The organism is Streptomyces sp. NPDC050988 (genome assembly GCF_044456225.1).
Taxonomy (GTDB): domain Bacteria; phylum Actinomycetota; class Actinomycetes; order Streptomycetales; family Streptomycetaceae; genus Streptomyces.
In genome coordinates this window covers 1-17,778 of the sequence record NZ_JBITFQ010000058.1, presented here as the reverse complement: position 1 = coordinate 17,778, position 17,778 = coordinate 1, and the positions used below count along the sequence as shown (strand labels likewise).

General features: G+C 70.1%; 14 protein-coding genes. 12 read left to right on the top strand and 2 right to left on the bottom strand.

The annotated features are described in order from the left end of the window. The first annotated feature begins 150 nt into the window (after positions 1 to 150). The 9 genes from rsmA (at position 151) to ACIBEI_RS49160 (ending at position 12,136) form a co-directional block, all read left to right on the top strand. Positions 151 to 1,011 carry a 16S rRNA (adenine(1518)-N(6)/adenine(1519)-N(6))-dimethyltransferase RsmA gene (gene rsmA / locus ACIBEI_RS49200; protein WP_398898038.1) on the top strand — a complete coding sequence of 287 codons (861 nt, stop codon included), beginning with the start codon at positions 151 to 153 and terminating at the stop codon, positions 1,009 to 1,011. A 2-nt stretch (positions 1,012 to 1,013) separates the two neighbouring features. Beyond that, positions 1,014 to 1,919 carry a 4-(cytidine 5'-diphospho)-2-C-methyl-D-erythritol kinase gene (locus tag ACIBEI_RS49195; protein ID WP_398898037.1) on the top strand — a complete coding sequence of 302 codons (906 nt, stop codon included), beginning with the start codon at positions 1,014 to 1,016 and terminating at the stop codon, positions 1,917 to 1,919. Positions 1,920 to 2,299: 380 nt separating this feature from the next. Further along, positions 2,300 to 3,079, top strand: a complete 780-nt coding sequence (locus ACIBEI_RS49190) for an MHYT domain-containing protein (protein WP_398898036.1) — start codon at positions 2,300 to 2,302, stop codon at positions 3,077 to 3,079. An 84-nt stretch (positions 3,080 to 3,163) separates the two neighbouring features. Continuing rightward, positions 3,164 to 5,167 carry a nitrate- and nitrite sensing domain-containing protein gene (locus tag ACIBEI_RS49185; RefSeq protein WP_398898034.1) on the top strand — a complete coding sequence of 668 codons (2,004 nt, stop codon included), beginning with the start codon at positions 3,164 to 3,166 and terminating at the stop codon, positions 5,165 to 5,167. Between the two features lie 169 nt (positions 5,168 to 5,336). Beyond that, positions 5,337 to 7,145 (top strand): ABC-F family ATP-binding cassette domain-containing protein, encoded by a 1,809-nt coding sequence (locus ACIBEI_RS49180; RefSeq protein ID WP_398898032.1) that lies wholly within the window; start codon positions 5,337 to 5,339, stop codon positions 7,143 to 7,145. Between the two features lie 213 nt (positions 7,146 to 7,358). Further along, complete coding sequence (locus ACIBEI_RS49175) at positions 7,359 to 9,176, top strand: PQQ-binding-like beta-propeller repeat protein (RefSeq protein ID WP_398898030.1); 1,818 nt, start codon at positions 7,359 to 7,361, stop codon at positions 9,174 to 9,176. Next, a complete protein-coding gene (locus ACIBEI_RS49170) occupies positions 9,173 to 9,304 on the top strand; it encodes a hypothetical protein (protein WP_398898029.1) in 132 nt (43 codons plus the stop codon). The genes ACIBEI_RS49175 and ACIBEI_RS49170 overlap by 4 nt, the downstream gene beginning before the upstream one ends. Beyond that, entirely contained in the window at positions 9,301 to 11,151 is a 1,851-nt protein-coding gene (locus ACIBEI_RS49165; protein ID WP_398898028.1) for a PQQ-binding-like beta-propeller repeat protein, read from the top strand. The genes ACIBEI_RS49170 and ACIBEI_RS49165 overlap by 4 nt, the downstream gene beginning before the upstream one ends. A 283-nt stretch (positions 11,152 to 11,434) precedes the next feature. Then, the gene (locus tag ACIBEI_RS49160) at positions 11,435 to 12,136 is read left to right on the top strand and encodes a LuxR C-terminal-related transcriptional regulator (protein ID WP_398898027.1); all 702 of its coding nucleotides are present in this window, start codon (positions 11,435 to 11,437) and stop codon (positions 12,134 to 12,136) included. A gap of 73 nt (positions 12,137 to 12,209) precedes the next feature. Here ACIBEI_RS49160 and ACIBEI_RS49155 read toward each other — a convergent pair whose 3' ends face one another. After that, entirely contained in the window at positions 12,210 to 12,527 is a 318-nt protein-coding gene (locus tag ACIBEI_RS49155) for a hypothetical protein (RefSeq protein WP_398898026.1), read from the bottom strand. A 21-nt stretch (positions 12,528 to 12,548) separates the two neighbouring features. After that, positions 12,549 to 14,267 (bottom strand): sodium:solute symporter family protein, encoded by a 1,719-nt coding sequence (locus ACIBEI_RS49150; RefSeq protein WP_398898024.1) that lies wholly within the window; start codon positions 14,265 to 14,267, stop codon positions 12,549 to 12,551. Positions 14,268 to 14,394: 127 nt separating this feature from the next. Between ACIBEI_RS49150 and galT the strand changes: the two genes are divergently transcribed. Genes galT through galK form a run of 3 tightly spaced genes read left to right on the top strand, consistent with a single transcriptional unit; the run spans position 14,395 to position 17,626 of the window. Then, positions 14,395 to 15,456: a galactose-1-phosphate uridylyltransferase gene (galT, locus tag ACIBEI_RS49145; RefSeq protein WP_398898023.1), complete on the top strand. Its 1,062-nt coding sequence runs from the start codon at positions 14,395 to 14,397 to the stop codon at positions 15,454 to 15,456. Further along, positions 15,453 to 16,460 carry a UDP-glucose 4-epimerase GalE gene (galE, locus tag ACIBEI_RS49140; RefSeq protein ID WP_398898021.1) on the top strand — a complete coding sequence of 336 codons (1,008 nt, stop codon included), beginning with the start codon at positions 15,453 to 15,455 and terminating at the stop codon, positions 16,458 to 16,460. Before galT ends, galE begins: the two co-directional genes overlap by 4 nt. Beyond that, positions 16,460 to 17,626 (top strand): galactokinase, encoded by a 1,167-nt coding sequence (galK, locus tag ACIBEI_RS49135; protein ID WP_398898019.1) that lies wholly within the window; start codon positions 16,460 to 16,462, stop codon positions 17,624 to 17,626. The genes galE and galK overlap by 1 nt, the downstream gene beginning before the upstream one ends. Positions 17,627 to 17,778 lie beyond the last annotated feature (152 nt).

Below are 17,778 nucleotides of genomic sequence, written 5' to 3'. Positions count from 1 at the left end.
GTTCCCCGCGCCCCTAAAGACCTTAGGGGCGCGGGGAACTGCGCAGTCTTTTGGGGGTTCGGGGGCGGAGCCCCTGAGTAGTGACGGGAATGGGTAGGGGCGGCGGGGGCGAAAAGCGGGCCCGCCCCATCCCACCCGTACCCTTGGGGCGTGAGCAGCCCCACCTCCGACGCCCTCCTGGGTCCCGCCGACATCCGCGAGCTCGCGGAAGCCCTCGGCGTACGGCCCACCAAGCAGCGCGGCCAGAACTTCGTCATCGACGCCAACACCGTGCGCCGCATCGTGAGGACCGCAGGAGTCCGCCCCGAGGACGTGGTCGTCGAGGTCGGCCCGGGTCTCGGCTCCCTCACCCTCGCCCTGCTGGAGGCCGCCGACCGCGTCGTCGCCGTCGAGATCGACGACGTCCTCGCGGGCGCACTCCCGGCGACGATCACCGCCCGCATGCCGGCCCGCGCGAACCGCTTCGCGCTCGTCCACTCCGACGCCATGCAGGTGACCGAACTCCCCGGCCCCGCCCCCACGGCCCTCGTCGCGAACCTCCCCTACAACGTCGCCGTCCCGGTACTCCTGCACATGCTCGACACCTTCCCCACCATCGAGCGCACGCTCGTGATGGTGCAGGCGGAGGTCGCCGACCGGCTCGCCGCCCCGCCCGGCTCGAAGGTCTACGGCGTGCCGTCCGTGAAGGCGAACTGGTACGCCGACGTCAGGCGGGCCGGTTCCATCGGCCGCAACGTCTTCTGGCCCGCCCCCAACGTCGACAGCGGGCTCGTCTCGCTGGTGCGGCGCGAGGAGCCGGTGAAGACGACCGCCTCCAAGCGCGAGGTCTTCGCCGTCGTGGACGCGGCCTTCGCCCAGCGGCGCAAGACCCTGCGGGCCGCCCTCTCCGGCTGGGCCGGCTCCGCCCCCGCCGCGGAGGCCGCCCTCGTCGCGGCCGGCGTCTCGCCCCAGGCGCGCGGTGAGTCCCTGACGGTGGAAGAGTTCGCACGGATCGCGGAGAGCAAGCAGTGAGCGTGACGGGCACGACGAGCGTGACGGTAAGGGTCCCCGCCAAGGTCAATGTGCAGCTCGCGGTGGGCGGCGCCCGCCCCGACGGCTTCCACGACCTGGCCAACGTCTTCCTCGCGGTCGGACTGTACGACGAGGTCACCGTGACCCCTGCGGACACCCTCCGGGTGACGTGCGAGGGGCCCGACGCTTCCCAAGTGCCCCTGGACCGTACGAACCTGGCGGCCCGTGCGGTGGAGAAGCTCGCCGCGAGGACGGGGCGCGAGGCCCGCGTGCACATCCACATCGCCAAGGACATTCCCGTGGCCGGGGGCATGGCGGGCGGGTCCGCCGACGGCGCGGGCGCGCTCCTCGCGTGCGACGCCCTCTGGGGTACGGGGGCCTCGCGCGACGAACTCCTCGACATCTGTGCCGAGTTGGGCAGTGATGTGCCGTTCAGCCTGGTCGGCGGTGCGGCGCTCGGGACCGGGCGGGGCGAGAAGCTGCGGGTCCTGGAGGTCGGCGGGACCTTCCACTGGGTGTTCGCCGTCGCCGACGGCGGGTTGTCGACGCCTGCCGTGTACGGGGAGTTCGACCGCCTCAACGAAGGGGCGGAGGTGCCTGAGCCGGTTGCCTCCGGCGGGCTTCTCGGGGCGTTGGCGAAGGGGGACGCCGTGGCACTCGCGGGCGCCCTCTCCAATGACCTTCAGGCCGCCGCGTTGTCCCTCCGGCCCTCGCTGGCCCTGACGCTCGCCGCCGGTACCTCCGCCGGGGCGCTGGCCGCGTTGGTGTCGGGGTCCGGGCCGACGACCGCGTTCCTCGTGCGTGATGCCGAGGCGGCGGTGAAGGTTGCGGATGCGCTTGTTGTTTCTGGTACTTGTCGCAGCGCTCGTGTTGCCGCGGGGCCCGTGCCGGGGGCTGTTGTGGTTTGACGGTTGTGCGTCGGCTGCGGGTACGTGGGGGCTGGTCGCGCAGTTCCCCGCGCCCCTTGGGTAAGCGACGCCATCGTTGGCTTGAAAGGTGCCCTGGAAGGCGCCTACACAAAGGGAGTTAACGGTTCCAGGCGGGCTTGTGTGGGCCGTGTGGACGTACTTGGCGGATTCCGCCTGGCCCGGTCGCTTGCATATAAATGCAGGTCAAGTGTTATGCAGGTCACTGTAGTTCAATTCACATCTATCTCCCGGCTGGACCCCTTTCGTCCTGGTCCGCCGCTCGTCTCGGGCTGGCATTATCGGCCGCCTCCGGTGTCTTGTTACCGGCGGTACTTCCGTGCGTACGGTCAGGCCGTGCGGCGGGCGAGAGGGGTTTCCCCATGGGTCACATGGACCACTTCAGCGCCGGATGGGTCACTCCCGTCCTGTCCTATGCGATGGCCTGCGTCGGCGCGGCACTCGGACTGCGGTGCACGGTCAGGGCACTTGAGGCGGACGGTGCCTCCAAACGGAACTGGCTGCTGCTGGCCTCGGTCGCCATCGGCTCGGGGATCTGGACCATGCACTTCGTCGCGATGCTCGGCTTCGGCGTCGACGGCACGCCGATCCGCTTCGACGTCCCGCTGACCGTGCTCAGCCTGGTCGTCGCCGTACTCGTCGTCGGCGCGGGCGTGTTCACCGCCGGCTACGGCCGTTCCCGCGTACGCGCCGTGCTGCTCGGCGGGCTCGGGACCGGCCTCGGCGTCGCGGCCATGCACTACATCGGGATGGCGGCACTCAACCTGCACGGCACGGTCCGGTACGACCCGGCCCTGGTCATCGCCTCCGTCGCGATCGCCGTCGTCGCCGCGACCGCCGCGCTCACGCTCAGCCTCGTCGTCCGCGGGCCCGTCGTCGCCACCGCGGCCGCCCTCGTGATGGGTCTCGCGGTCAGCAGCATGCACTACACCGCGATGTACGCCGTGAGTATCTCCCTCGCGCCGAGCAGCGCGTCCCTGGCGGGCGCGACCGCCACGGAGTTCATCTTCCCCCTCGCCGTCGTCCTCGGCTCCTTCCTCTTCCTGGCCGCCGCGTACGTCGCGCTCTCCCCGACCGGCAAGCGCGCCGAGTCCGCCGTGGCCGCCGAACTCCTGCGCCAGGTCGAGCTCTCCACCGCCTGAGCGGGCCGCCGGGGGCGGGCGACCCGCGGCCGCCCCCGGACCGGCCACCGTACGTCCCCCCCTCCCTCCGAACGAGGTGTCCCCATGCGTGTCCGACGCACGCCCGACCGGCTGCGACCCAGATCGGTCAGAGCCAAGATCGTCTCCCTGCTCATGCTCCCCATCGTGTCGCTGATGGCCCTGTGGGGCTTCGCCGCGGTGACCACCGCCTCCAGCATCGGCGCCACCGAGCGGGCCAAGGAGGTCAACGCCGAACTCCTCGTCCCCGTCGACGGGTTCGTCACCGCCGTACAGGCCGAGCGGACCGCCGCCCTGCGCTACGCCGCCGCCCGCGGCAAGGGCGACCCCGCCGAACTGCGCGCCGCCGGCCGGACCTCCGACGCCGCCGCCAAGAAGCTCCTCGACGGCGCCAACGCCAGCAGCGCCGACGCCGGACTGCTCGACTCCGCGCTGCCCGGGCGCATCGACCGCCTGGAGACCGACGCGAGCGGCCTCCCCGCGCTGCGCGCCGAGGCCTCCGGCGACGGCGCGAAGACCACGGACCTCCACACGGCGTACTCCACGGTGATCGAGCACGCCTTCGCCGTCTCCGGCGCGCTCACCGGCGAGGCGCGCACGAGCTCCGCCTCGGAGGCCCGGGTCGTCCTCGAACTCGCCCGTGCCCGCGAGGCCTTGGCCCAGGAACAGGCGATCCTCGCCGCCGGCCGGGCCGCCGGAACGCTCACCAAGGACCAGTACGCGCTGTTCGTCGGCGCCGTCGCCACCCAGCGCCAACTGCTCGAACCCGCCGTCGCCGATCTCCGGCCCGGACACCGGGGTGCGTACAACACCGTTCTGCAGAGCGGGAGTTACGAGAGCCTCCAGGCCATCGAGAACCGGGTGCGCAGCGCCGGGCCCGGGACCTCGGCCGTGTCGGCGGGCTTCCTCACGCGGTGGGACGGCTCCGCGAAGACCGTCCTGGACGGGCTGGCCAAGGCCGAGAAGAGCGCCGGAACGGCCGCCGTCTCGCAGGCCAACGCCTTCGGCTGGGACACGCTCGGCGCCTCCGGCGTCGCCGTCGTCCTGGGCCTGGTCGGCGTACTGCTCTCGCTGCTCGTCTCCGTGCTCGTCGGACGCGGACTCATCGTCGAACTCCTCGACCTGCGCAACTCCGCCCTCGAAGTGGCCGGCCGTCGGCTGCCGCAGGCCATGCGGCGGCTGCACGCCGGGCAGGGCGTCGACATCGACGTCGAGGCACCCATGCGGCGCCTCGTCGGCGACGAGCTCGCGCAGGTCGGCACCGCCCTCACCGCCGTCCAGCGGGCCGCCCTCAAGGCCGCCTCCGAACGCGCCGAACTCCTCAGCGGGATCTCCGGCGTGTACGTCAGCATCGCGCGCCGCAGCCAGGTCCTGCTGCACCGCCAGCTCGATCTGCTGGACTCGATGGAACAGCGCCAGCGCGATCCGGCCGAGCTCCAGGACCTGTACCGGATCGACTACCTCGCCACCCGGATGCGGCGGCACTCCGAGAGCCTGCTCATCCTGTCCGGCATCGCGCCCGGCCGCGGGTGGCGCGATCCGATCCCGCTGACGGAGGTGCTACGCGCCGCCGTCGCGGAGATCGAGAACGCCTCCCGCGTACGGATCTGGACCACGCCCCGCGTCTCCGTCGCGGGCGGGTCGGTCGCCGACGTCATCCATCTGCTCGCCGAACTCGTCGAGAACGCCTCCGCCTTCTCGCCGCCCAGCACCCAGGTGCAGCTGCGGGCCGCGCGGGTGCGGGGCGGACTGCTCATCGAGGTCGAGGACAGCGGCTTCGGTATGAAGGAAGACGCGATGGCCGAGGCCAACCGGAAGATCCGGTCCGAGAAGGTCGATCTGCTGGACGCCAAGCAGATCGGGCTGATCGTGGTGAACCGGCTGGCCGAGCGGCAGGGGGTGAGTGTCGAGCTGCGGTCCTCCGGGGGCGGGGGTGTCACGGCGGCCGTGCTCATTCCGGAGAACCTCGTCAGGGATGACATGCCTGTGCATGATCGGTCTCTGGCCGAGTCCGGGGCGGGTCGCTCTCTGGCACCGGCTTCTGCGCTGATACCGCCCCAGCGGAGGTAGTAAGCGGGTTGCGTGTCGTCCGCGGGTGCGTGGGGGCTTGTCGCGCAGTTCCCCGCGCCCCTTACGGGGCCTACGGGGCTTACGGGAGCCGCCCTCTGGACGGGCGGAAGGATCAACCGTTCGGGCGACTACCCTGGAAGGTCGATCGATCCCCCTTGTCAGGAGTGCGATGGCCGTCAATCTGGTCAATGTCGAGGCAGTCAGCAAGGTGTACGGAACCCGTGCGCTGCTCGACGGAGTCTCCCTCGGCGTGTCCGAGGGCGACCGGATCGGGGTGGTCGGCCGCAACGGTGACGGCAAGACCACGCTGATCCGGATGCTCGCCAAGCTGGAGGAGGCCGACACCGGGCGGGTCACGCACTCGGGCGGACTGCACCTCGGCGTGCTCACCCAGCACGACTCCCTCGACCCAGAGGCCACAGTCCGCCACGAGGTCATCCGGGACATGGCCGACCACGAGTGGGCGGGCAACGCCAAGATCAGGGACGTACTCACCGGGCTGTTCGGCGGGCTCGACCTGCCGGGCTTCCCGCAGGGGCTCGACACCGTGATCGGACCGCTCTCCGGCGGTGAGCGGCGGCGGATCGCGCTGGCCAAGCTGCTCATCGAGGAGCAGGACCTGATCATCCTCGACGAGCCCACCAACCACCTGGACGTGGAAGGTATCTCCTGGCTCGCCCAGCATCTGAGCCGGCGCCGGTCCGCGCTCGTCTGCGTCACCCACGACCGGTGGTTCCTGGACCAGGTCTGCACCAGCATGTGGGACGTGCAGAAGGGCGATGTGTACGAGTACGAGGGCGGTTACACCGACTACGTCTTCGCCCGGGCCGAGCGGGAGCGCATCGCCGCCACCGAGGAGGCCAAGCGGCAGAACCTCGTGAGGAAGGAGCTGGCCTGGCTGCGGCGGGGGGCGCCCGCCCGTACGTCCAAGCCGCGCTTCCGGGTCGAGGCCGCCAACGAGCTGATCGCGGATGTGCCGCCGCCGCGGGACAGCAGCGAGCTGATGAAGTTCGCCTCGACCCGGCTCGGCAAGACCGTCTTCGATCTGAAGGACGTCACCGTCCAGGCCGGGCCCAAGGTGCTCCTCAAGCATCTGACCTGGCAGCTCGGGCCGGGGGACCGGATCGGTCTCGTCGGGGTGAACGGCGCGGGCAAGACCTCCCTGCTGCGGGCGATGAGGGATGCCGCCCTCTCCGAGGGCGAGACCCAGCCCGCCGCCGGACGGATCGCGGTCGGCAAGACCGTCAAGCTCGCCTACCTGTCCCAGGAGGTCGCCGAGCTCGACCCGGCCCTGCGGGTGCTCCAGGCCGTCCAGGCCGTGCGCGACCGCGTCGACCTCGGCAAGGGCCGCGAGATGACCGCGGGCCAGCTCTGCGAGACCTTCGGCTTCAACAAGGAGAAGCAGTGGACGCCGGTCGGGGACCTGAGCGGCGGTGAGCGCCGGCGTCTGCAGTTGCTGCGGCTGCTGATGGACGAGCCGAACGTCCTCTTCCTCGACGAGCCGACGAACGACCTCGACATCGAGACCCTCACGCAGCTGGAGGACGTCCTCGACGGCTGGCCCGGCTCGATGATCGTGATCTCCCACGACCGGTTCTTCATCGAGCGCACGACGGACCGGGTGTTCGCGCTCCTCGGCGACGCGACCCTGCGGATGCTGCCGCGCGGGATCGACGAGTACCTGGAGCGGCGCCACAAGATGGAGGAGGCCGCGGCGGCCGCCGCCCCCGCGCCCGTCCAGTCCGCCGAGAAGTCCGGTGTGTCCGCGGCCGATGCCCGCGCCGCCAAGAAGGAACTCCAGAAGATCGAGCGGCAGCTGGACAAGATCTCCGACAAGGAGAGCCGGCTGCACACCCAAATCGCCGACAACGCCACGGACTTCGAGAAGGTGGCGAAAATGGACGCCGACCTGCGCGAACTGGCCACCGAGCGCGAGGAGTTGGAAATGCGTTGGCTGGAGCTCGCAGACGAGGCGTGAAGGCTCCGTGAAGGAGCATAACGAGGGCATCACGGGCCGGTCCTCCCTTGGGAACAGGGGAGGAACCGGCCCCTTGTTCGAGCGCGTCATGGTGATAGAAAGAGCCGTCCGAGAACACTCTTGGGCAGTCTGACAACCACTGTGAGTGCATCGCCTACTGCGGTGCGTACTGCAGGGCATGGCTAAAAATCAGTGAAGAGGGGGAACGCGCTGATGACTCAGCCGCCCAACCAGCCGCCGCAGGGCGGGTTCGGAGCGCCACAGGACCAGCCGCCGCAGGGACAGCCGCCACAGGGTGGCTTCGGTCCGCCGCAGGCGCCGCCTGGAGCCACGCCTCCGCCGCCAGCCCAGCCGCCGGGAACTCCGCCGCCGCCTCCGCAGGGCGCGCCGGGGACCCCGCCGCAGCCCGGTTACGGATACCCGCAGCAGCCCGGTCCCTACGCCCAGCCGGGTCCGTACGGCCAGCAGCCGGGGCCCTACACCCAGCCCGGTCCGTACGGGCAGCCGCAGCAGCCGGGGCCGTACGGCCAGCCCGGATACGGCTATCCGCAGCAGCCGCAGTTCCCGGGTGCGCCCGGGACGCCGCCGGGCGGTGGTTCGCGCAACCCCTTCAAGGGGAAGCCCGCGGTGATCATCGGGGCGGCGCTGGCCGCGGCGCTCGTCATCGGCACCACCGTGTGGGCCGTCTCCGGCAGTGGCGACGACTCCAAGAAGGAGCCCGTCGCCGACAAGAGCCAGGACGGCAAGGCCTCGGAGTCCGGTGCCCCGGTCAACCCCGGTGACGGCGACGGCGACGGCAACGCGGGCACCGAGGACCTCAACGAGGGCCGCCAGGCGGGCGAGTCGAAGGTGCTCTGGTACAAGGAGGCGCCCGACGCCCCGGGTTCCGGCGCCGACGCCCCTGGCATGTGGGTCACCGACAAGGTCGCCGTGAAGGCCGCGTACAAGCAGGTCTTCGCCTACAACGTCGACGACGGCAAGGTCAGCTGGCCCGCGGTCTCCTTCCCGGAGAAGATCTGCGCGGTGTCCCCGCAGAAGACGTCCGCGGACAAGGTCTTCGTGGCGTACAAGGAAGGCACCAAGGACACCGCCGAGTGCAACCAGGTCGTCGAACTCGACCTCGCCACCGGCAAGAAGGGCTGGACGAAGGAGATCCCGGAGGGTGACCTCTTCGACAGCTCTCTTCAGCTCGGCCTGAACATCGTCGGGGACACGCTGGTCGTGGGCCGCTCCATGTCCGGCATCGGCTACGACGTGAGCAGCGGCGACAAGCTCTTCGAGAAGAAGAAGTACGGCGCCTCCTGCTTCCCGTCGGCGTTCACCGGCGGGGCCAAGCTGCTCGCCGTCTCGTCCTGCGGGGCCGGCGGCGACGACGAGCACGACGAGGTGCAGGAACTCGACCCGGCCACCGGCAAGGCCAAGTGGACCAAGAAGTTCCCCAAGGGCTGGCGGGTGGAGCGGACCTACTCCGTCGACCCCGCGGTCATCTACCTCACCAACGCCGACAAGAAGCAGTGGAACATCACCACGCTGAAGAACGACGGCTCGGTCCGCTCGGAGGTCGACGTCGACGAGTCGTTCGCGCCCGAGTGCGGCTGGGCGATCCTCTCGCGCGACCTCCAGGGCTGCGGGGGTGTGGCGGCCGACGCGAACACCCTCTACCTGCCGACCGAGGCGAAGAGCGGCGCCAACGAGGTCGTCGCCGTCAGCCTGGAGAGCGGCAAGGAGAAGTGGCGGGTCAAGTCCCCGGCGGACGAGTCGATGATGCCGATGAAGCTGGACGGCACGAACCTGATCGCCTACGTGCAGCCCTCGTACGACGCGGGCGGGCGGATCGTCTCCATCCCGACCGGCGGCAGCTCGCACACGCCTCGGAAGCTCCTGCAGAACCCGCAGGGCACCGCGGACATCGAGGACGGCTTCTTCTCGAAGGCCGTCGACTACGTGGACGGGCGCTTCTACCTCTCCACCACTCGCCTGACGGGCAACGACGAGTCCAAGGAGAAGCTGATGCTGGCCTTCGGCAAATGACCGGGCCGGCTCTCCCGCACGGCATGCACGGCCCGCACGCCCTGCCCGCCCTGCCCGCTCGTCCCGTCCGGCCCGTCCACGGCCACCAGACCTTCGTCCCCTTCGTATCCGAGGTACACACGTCATGAGTCAGCCGCCGCCCCCGCCGCCCAACCAGCCGCCCCAGGGAGGCGGTTTCGGCGCCCCGCAGGACCCGCCTCCGGGTGGCTTCGGTGCGCCCACCCCGCCGCCCGCCACTCCGCCCGCCGGGCCCCCGCAGCAGCCGCAGCCCGGCTACGGCTACCCGCAGGCGCCGGGCCAGGCACCCCAGACGCCGCCCCCGGCCGGGCCCCCGTCGGCCCCGCCGCAGCAGCCGTACGGCTACCCGCAGGCGCCCGGCGCGCCCCAGGGAGCCCCGCAGACGCCGCCGGCCCAGCCGGGCTACGGCTACCCCGGTCAGCAGCCCGGTTACGGCTACCCGGGCCAGCAGCCCCAGTACGGCTACCAGCAGCCGGGCACCCTGCCGATGCAGCCGCAGGCTCCGTCGGGCGGGCGCAAGGTCAACCCGCAGGTGGCGATCATCGTCTCGGCCGTCGTGGCGATCGCGCTCATCGTCGGCGGCGGTGTCTGGTACGCGAACTCGTCCGGCAAGAGCGACGAGAAGGACACCTCCGCGGGCCCCGGCGGCACCGAGGGCAGGGACGACAACAACGGTGGCGACGACGTCGGCGGCGGAGGCGGCACGGAGAAGGTGCCCTCCAGCACCAGCGCCAAGCTCCTCTTCCAGCTGCCCGCGGCGGAGGTCCCCAAGAAGGACGTCTGGAGCGTCGCCGGCTCCTGGCTGACGGACAAGGTGTACGCCAAGTCCGGCCCCAGCGAGGTCGTCGGCTACGACCCGGACACCGGCAAGGAGTCCTGGACGCTGCCGCTGACGGGTCTGACCTGCGCCGGTTCCCCCGAGGTCACCAAGGACGGCGTCGCCGTGGTGGTCGCCGAGGACGCCAAGCGCACCAAGGCGAACCCGTACCCGGAGTGCACCGAGGTCACCGCGTTCGACCTGAACACCGGCAAGGCGCTCTGGACGAAGTCCGTGGCCCCGGGCGGCGGTGAGAAGGCCGCGTTCAAGGAAGTCAGCATCACCGGCACCACGGTCGCGGCCGGCTCCGGCCTCAGCGGCGGCGCCGCCTTCGACATCAGCAACGGCAAGATCCTCTGGCAGCCGAAGGTCGGCACCTGCGAGGACGTCGGCTACGCGGGCGGCGAGCAGCTCGTCGCGGTCCGCAAGTGCGGCGACTACGGCAACGAGAAGTACGAGGTCCAGCTCCTCGACCCGAAGGCCGGCACGGTCAAGTGGAGCTACAAGCTCCCCGCGGGCATCGACAACGCCAAGGTCATCTCCACCAAGCCGGTCGTCTTCGGCGTGGACTCCGGCGAGATCACCGCGTCCGGCGCGACGGACGTCTTCTCGCTGGACGACAGCGGCAAGCTGCGCACCAAGATCACACTGGAAGACGGCAAGTACGAGCACGACTGCGGTGTGAACAAGGTCCACAACTGCCGGTCCATCGCGGTCGGCAACGACCGGCTGTACGTGCCGACCAAGCAGCACGAGGGCGCCGAGCAGTACTCCCGGGTCAACGAGATCGTGTCCTTCTCGCTGGCCACCGGCAAGCCCACGAGCGACCGGGCCGACGCCGGCGACGGCTACGAGATCCTGCCGATCCGGATGGACGGCGGCAACGTCCTCGCGTACAAGAACGGCCCGTACGACAAGGGTTCCCAGGTCGTCTCCATCGACGGCAAGACCTTCAAGGAGACCAAGCTCCTGGAGACCCCGGCCGAGGCCCAGATCCGCAGCGCGATCAGCAGCATCGTCCCGAGCAGCTCGGAGATGCGGTACACCGGCGGCCGGCTCTTCATGGCCCAGGAGCTGATCAGCGCGCCGTACTCCGCGGACGACAAGGAGTACGCGGCGATCGGCTTCGGCGCCAAGTAGGCGTCCGGCGGCTGCCCGAGGTCTTCGAGGGATCTCGGGCAGGCCGTACGCCGATCAGACGTTCGCCTGTCGATCACGGCTCCGTCCCTGCTCAGGGGTGGCGTCGTTCTCGTACGGCCCATCGCTCGCGAATGCGAGGAATTTCGGAAATCCGGGGCACTTCTCTCCAGTAGGGGAAGCGCAACGTCGAACAAGCGTGTAGCTTCCGGGGGATGGAGAGCCGGGGGGCTCCTATCCATGGGGGACCAGTGGGGATCCTGGGGGGACTGGGGGGTTGGGCTCGATGGGAGTGCGGCTCATGGTGGTCGACGACCACCGACTGCTCGCCGAGGCGTTGGCCTCGGCCTTGAAGCTGCGCGGACACCGCGTGCTTGCCGCGGCCGCGCCTGCCGCGGGAGCGGCGGAGCTGGTGATCACAAGGGCGCCGGAGGTGTGCCTGATCGGCACGGCGACGCCCGCCGAACCGGGGATATTCGACCCGGTGGTGAGGATCAAGCGGGAGCGGCCGCAGGTCGCGGTGCTGGTCCTCGGACCGGTGCCCAATCCGCGCGGAATCGCCGCGGCCTTCGCCGCCGGGGCGTCCGGTTACGTACGGCACGACGAGCGCATAGAGGGTGTCGAGCGGGCCATCATGAAGGCCAGGGCGGGGGAGGCGGCCGTGGCGCCGCAGCTTCTGCAGGGCGCCTTCAGCGAACTGCTCAACCCGGCCGCGCAGCCCGACGACGAGGGCCAGCGGCTCCTCCAGATGCTGACGCCGAGAGAGGTCGAGGTGCTGGTGAGGGTGGCCGACGGCGAGGACACCCGGCTCATCGCGGCCGGCATGGGCATAGCGCCGAGCACCGCGCGGACCCACGTACAGCGCGTACTGATGAAGCTGGGCGTCGGCTCCCGACTGGAGGCGGCCGCGCTCGCCGCCCGTACGGGGCTGCTGGACCGTGCGGGGCCGATTCAGCACCCGGCGCCGGACGCGGGGTCCGAGGTCTGATCCCGGTCCCGGTACACGAGCAGGGGGCCGGAGTCGCGTGGTGCGGCTCCGGCCCCGTACGCGTGAACGGCGGTTATTCGGCGGGGTGTTCGGTGTCCTGGTCCGGTGTGGGCGGTGCCACCGGGCGCAGCCACAGCCAGGCCAGGAAGAACAGGCCGAGCGCCAGCATGCCGAGGCCCGTCCAGAGGTTGATGTTGACGTCCTGGGCCTTGGCGATGTCGGCGTCGGACTCGGTGATGCCGGCGATCGTGACGATGATCCCGTAGACGACGAACAGGCCGCCGATGATGCGCCGGATGTCGAACAGGCGGGCCGCGGTGGCGGACCTGCCCTGCAGTTCGGTGACTTCGCGCTGGAGGTCGCGGTCGGAATAGCCAGAGTGCTCGGGCATGGTTGATCAGGCCTCCGGGCGTCAGAAGGAGAAGGGGATGTAGCAGGCGGCGGCCAGGATGATCGCGCCCCAGCCGAGCAGGGCCGGCTTGCGGTACCAGGCGTCGTCGCCCTTGGCCGGCGGCTCCTCCATGCCGGGCGAGCTGGTCCCGTACACCAGCCCCTGGAGTTCCTCCGCCGGCTTCGGCGCGGTGAAGAGCGAGACGGCGAACATGACCACCGCGCCGGCCACGAACCCGGCGATCGCCGAGACGAAGTTGGCGCCCTGGTCGGAGGGGATGCCGATGACGTCCTGCTTGTAGAGGACGAAGTAGTTGATCATCGCGGCCGTGGTGCCCGCGAGCAGGCCCCAGAAGCCGGACTTCATGGACGCGCGCTTCCAGAACATGCCGATGATGAAGACGACGAACATCGGCACGTTGAAGAAGGAGAACAGCGTCTGGAGGTAGCTCATGATGTTCGAGAAGGAGGAGGCGAGGAAGGCCGTGCCGATCGACGCCATGACGCCGATGGCCGTGATGAGGCGGCCGAAGCGCACGTAGTACGTGTCCTCCTCGTCGCGCTTCACGTACTTCTGCCAGATGTCCGTGGTGAAGACGGTGTTGAAGGACGAGATGTTGGCCGCCATGCCCGCCATGAAGGCCGCCAGCAGACCGGTCACCGCGATGCCGAGGACGCCGTTGGGCAGCAGGTCCTCCATCAGGTACGGGATCGCGTCGTTGTACTGGAGGTCCGACCCGGAGGTGCCGATCTTCGGTACGAGCACGGCCGCGACGAGCCCCGGGATCATCACCAGGAAGACGATGAAGATCTTCGGGAACGCGGCGATGAGCGGGGTGCGCTGGGCCGCGGAGAGGTTCTTCGCGGAGAGTGCTCGCTGCACCTCGGCGAAGTTCGTCGTCCAGTAGCCGAAGGACAGCACGAAGCCGAGGCCGAGCACGATGGTGAGCCAGTTGGCGCCGAGCGGGTTGTCGCTGCCGATGCCGGTGCCGCCCCACGCGGTGGTGAAGTCGGCGCCGTGGGACGACGTCAGGGAGTCGGTCAGACCGTCCCAGCCGCCGACCTTCTTCAGTCCGAGCACCGAGAGCGGGATCAGCGCGGCGAGGATCACGAAGAACTGCAGCACCTCGTTGTAGATCGCGGACGACAGCCCGCCGAGGGTGATGTAGCCGAGCACGAAGAAGCCCGCGACGACGATCGACACCCACTGCGGCCAGCCCAGCAGCGCCTCGACGACGATCGCGAGCGCGTAGAGGTTCACCCCGGCGATGAGGATCGCGGCGAACGCGAACAGGATCGAACTGAGCAGATGCGCCCCCTTGTCGAAGCGCAGCAGCAGGAACTCGGGTACGGACCTGACCTTCGAGCCGTAGTAGAAGGGCATCATCACCAGGCCCAGGAAGACCATGGCCGGGATGGCGCCGATCCAGTACCAGTGCACGGTGTAGACGCCGTACTGGGCGCTGTTGGCGGCCATGCCGAGGATCTCGGTCGCGCCCAGGTTGGCGGCGATGAACGCCAGACCGGTCACCCAGGCGGGCAGCGAACGCCCGGACAGGAAGAAGTCGAGGCTGGTCTTCACCGAGCGGCGGGCGGCGAAGCCGATGCCGAGCACGACGACGAAGTAGATCGCCAGGATCGTGTAGTCGAGCCAGTCGGTGGGGAGCCGCAGCTCCGCCGCCAGATGCACGGGTGACGTGGGGTCCGGGTATGTGGGAGCTGGATATGTGGGGGTCTGCATTCAGCGCTCACTTCACTTCGCTGTGGTGTTCTTTGTTTGGTTGTGGTGGTGACGGGCGTGGTGATTTGTGGTTTGATGTGTTTGGTTCTGTTGAATGCTTTGATCGGGTACGGATGGGGAGTCCGGCGTGAAGAAGACCTCGACCCGGCTGGCCGACGGTCGTGAGCTCATCTACTACGACTCGCGCGACGACACGGTGCGCGACGCGGTGGACCGGCGCCCGCTCGACCGGACGGTCACCACATCGGAGGTACGCCGCGATCCGCTGCTCGGTGACGCGGTGGCCATCGCCTCCCACCGGCAGGGCCGTACGTACCATCCGCCGGCCGACGAATGCCCGCTCTGCCCCTCCGAGGGCGACCGGCTGAGCGAGATCCCGGACTCCTCGTACGACGTCGCGGTCTTCGAGAACCGCTTCCCGTCGCTGGCCGGGGACTCCGGTCGCTGCGAGGTCGTCTGCTTCACCTCGGACCACGACGCGTCCTTCGCCGAGCTGACCGAGGAGCAGGCGGGACTGGTCCTGGACGCGTGGACCGACCGCACGGCCGAGCTGTCGCATCTCCCCTCCGTGGAGCAGGTGTTCTGTTTCGAGAACCGCGGCGCCGAGATCGGTGTGACGCTCGGACATCCGCACGGGCAGATCTACGCGTACCCGTTCACGACGCCTCGAACGGCCTTGATGCTGCGGTCACTTGCGGCCCACAAGGAGGCGACGGGCGGCGAGAACCTCTTCGACGCCGTGCTTGAGAAGGAACTGGCCGGCGAGCGGATCGTCCTTGAGACCGAGCACTGGGTGGCCTTCGTGCCGTACGCCGCGCACTGGCCGTACGAGGTGCACCTCTACCCGCGCCGCCGCGTGCCGGACCTGCTCGGGCTCGACGAGGCGGCACGCACAGAGTTCCCCAAGGTCTATCTGGAACTGTTGAGGCGCTTCGACCGGATCTTCGGCGAAGGTGAGCCTCCGACGCCGTACATCTCGGCCTGGCACCAGGCGCCGTTCGGCACGCTGGAGGAGTTCGACGGCGTGGTGCGGGACGACTTCGCGCTCCACCTCGAGCTTTTCACCATCCGCCGCACTTCCGGCAAGCTGAAGTTCCTCGCGGGTTCCGAGTCCGGCATGAGTGTGTTCATCAACGACGTGCCGCCGGAGGCCGCGGCCCAGCGACTGCGAGAGGTAGCGAGTTCATGAGTGGGAAGTACCTGGTCACCGGCGGTGCGGGCTATGTGGGCAGCGTGGTCGCCCAGCATCTGCTGGAGGCGGGCCACGAGGTGACCGTCCTCGACAACCTCTCCACCGGCTTCCGCGAGGGCGTCCCGGCGGGCGCCGAATTCATCGAGGGAGACATCCGCGACGCCGCCAAGTGGCTGGACTCCACCTTCGACGCCGTACTGCACTTCGCCGCGTTCTCGCAGGTCGGCGAGTCGGTCGTGAAGCCCGAGAAGTACTGGGACAACAACGTCGGCGGCACGATGGCCCTGCTGGCCGCCATGCGCTCGGCGGGCGTCCGCAAGCTGGTCTTCTCCTCCACGGCGGCGACGTACGGCGAGCCGGAGACCACCCCGATCGTCGAGTCCGCCCCGACGTCCCCGACCAACCCGTACGGCGCCTCCAAGCTCGCCGTCGACCACATGATCACCGGCGAGGCGGCCGCGCACGGACTGGCGGCGGTGTCGCTGCGCTACTTCAACGTGGCGGGCGCGTACGGCACCTGCGGCGAGCGGCACGACCCCGAGTCGCACCTCATCCCGCTGGTCCTCCAGGTCGCCCAGGGCCGCCGCGACGCCATCTCCGTCTACGGCGACGACTACCCGACGCCCGACGGCACCTGCATCCGCGACTACATCCACGTCGCGGACCTGGCGGAGGCCCACCTGCTGGCCGTCGCGGCGGCGCAGCCGGGCGAGCACCTGATCTGCAACCTCGGCAACGGCAACGGCTTCTCGGTCCGCGAGGTCGTCGAGACCGTCCGCCAGGTGACCGGACACCCGATCCCCGAGGTCGCGGCCCCGCGCCGCGCCGGTGACCCGGCGGTCCTCGTCGCCTCCGCGGCCACCGCCCGCGAGCGGCTCGGCTGGAACCCGTCCCGCGCGGATCTCGCGGGGATCGTCGCGGACGCGTGGGAGTTCGCGCAGAACATCGCGGAGCAGGGCGTCACGAAGTCGAAGTCGAAGTCGAAGTCGAAGGAGAGCTAGTGGGGGCACAGCAGGCAGCAGAAGGCCAGGTAGGGGAAGGCTTCGAGGCGCTCTACGGGGCTGCCCCCGACGGTGTCTGGGCGGCACCCGGCCGGGTCAACCTCATCGGTGAGTACACGGACTTCAACGAGGGCTTCGTGATGCCGCTCGCGCTGCCGCACACCGCGGTGGCGGCGGTCTCGCGCCGCGACGACGGCGTACTGCGCCTGCACTCGGCCGACATCGAGGGCCCGGTCGTCGAACTGCACGTCGACGAGCTGGCGCCGCTGACGAACACGAGCTGGGCCGCCTATCCGGCGGGGGTCGTCTGGGTGCTGCGCGAGGCCGGTCACGCGGTCACCGGCGCGGACATCCACCTCGCGTCCACGGTCCCGACGGGCGCGGGCCTGTCGTCGTCGGCCGCACTGGAGGTGGTCACGGCCCTGGCGCTGAACGACCTGTTCGACCTCGGCCTGTCCGGGCCGGAGCTGGCCCGGGTCTCCCAGCGCGCGGAGAACGACTTCGTCGGCGTGCCCTGCGGAATCATGGACCAGACGGCGTCCGCCTGCTCCACGGAGGGCCACGCCCTCCACCTCGACTGCCGTGACCTCTCCATCCGCCAGGTCCCCTTCGACCTGCCCGCCCACGGGCTGCGGCTCCTCGTGGTCGACACCCGTGTGAAGCACGCGCTGGGCGACGGGGAGTACGCGGAGCGGCGGGAGGGCTGCGAGGAGGGGGCACGGCTGCTCGGTGTCCCGTTCCTGCGGGACGTCCGGTACGAGGACCTGGACGCGTCCCTCGCCCGGCTGTCGGACGAGCGGATCCGTCGTTACGTACGCCATGTCGTGTCGGACGACCACCGGGTCGACGAGGCCATCGCCTTGCTGGACGCGGGGGATGTGCGTGGCATCGGCCCGATCCTCACCTCCGGGCATGCCTCGTTGCGGGACGATCTGCGGATCTCCTGTCCGGAGCTGGACTTGGTCGTCGCCACGGCCAACGAGGCCGGGGCGCTTGGCGCTCGCATGACGGGGGGCGGGTTCGGCGGCTCGGCGATCGTGCTGGTGGAGTCCGCCGACGCCGACACGATCACCAAGGCGATCGAGGAGTCCTTCGCGGCGGCGGGCTACACGGCGCCGCGGGTGTTCCCCGCGGTGCCGTCGGAGGGCGCCCGCCGGGTGGGCTGACCACGGGCTTTTCTCGCCCCCGCCGCCCCTACCCATTCCCGTCCCTGACTCAGGGGCTCCGCCCCCGAACCCCCAAAAGATTGCGCAGTTCCCCGCGCCCCTAAGGTCTTTGGTCTTTAGGGGCGCGGGGAACTGCGCGACAAGCCCCCACC

Coding starts and splice junctions, on each gene's coding strand:
- ACIBEI_RS49190 (WP_398898036.1), top strand. CDS start 2,300: ATGGGTCACATGGACCACTTCAGCGCCGGATGGGTCACTCCCGTCCTG.
- ACIBEI_RS49155 (WP_398898026.1), bottom strand. CDS start 12,527: ATGCCCGAGCACTCTGGCTATTCCGACCGCGACCTCCAGCGCGAAGTC.
- galE (WP_398898021.1), top strand. CDS start 15,453: ATGAGTGGGAAGTACCTGGTCACCGGCGGTGCGGGCTATGTGGGCAGC.
- ACIBEI_RS49175 (WP_398898030.1), top strand. CDS start 7,359: ATGACTCAGCCGCCCAACCAGCCGCCGCAGGGCGGGTTCGGAGCGCCA.
- ACIBEI_RS49185 (WP_398898034.1), top strand. CDS start 3,164: ATGCGTGTCCGACGCACGCCCGACCGGCTGCGACCCAGATCGGTCAGA.
- ACIBEI_RS49165 (WP_398898028.1), top strand. CDS start 9,301: ATGAGTCAGCCGCCGCCCCCGCCGCCCAACCAGCCGCCCCAGGGAGGC.
- ACIBEI_RS49160 (WP_398898027.1), top strand. CDS start 11,435: ATGGGAGTGCGGCTCATGGTGGTCGACGACCACCGACTGCTCGCCGAG.
- ACIBEI_RS49180 (WP_398898032.1), top strand. CDS start 5,337: ATGGCCGTCAATCTGGTCAATGTCGAGGCAGTCAGCAAGGTGTACGGA.
- ACIBEI_RS49170 (WP_398898029.1), top strand. CDS start 9,173: ATGACCGGGCCGGCTCTCCCGCACGGCATGCACGGCCCGCACGCCCTG.
- ACIBEI_RS49150 (WP_398898024.1), bottom strand. CDS start 14,267: ATGCAGACCCCCACATATCCAGCTCCCACATACCCGGACCCCACGTCA.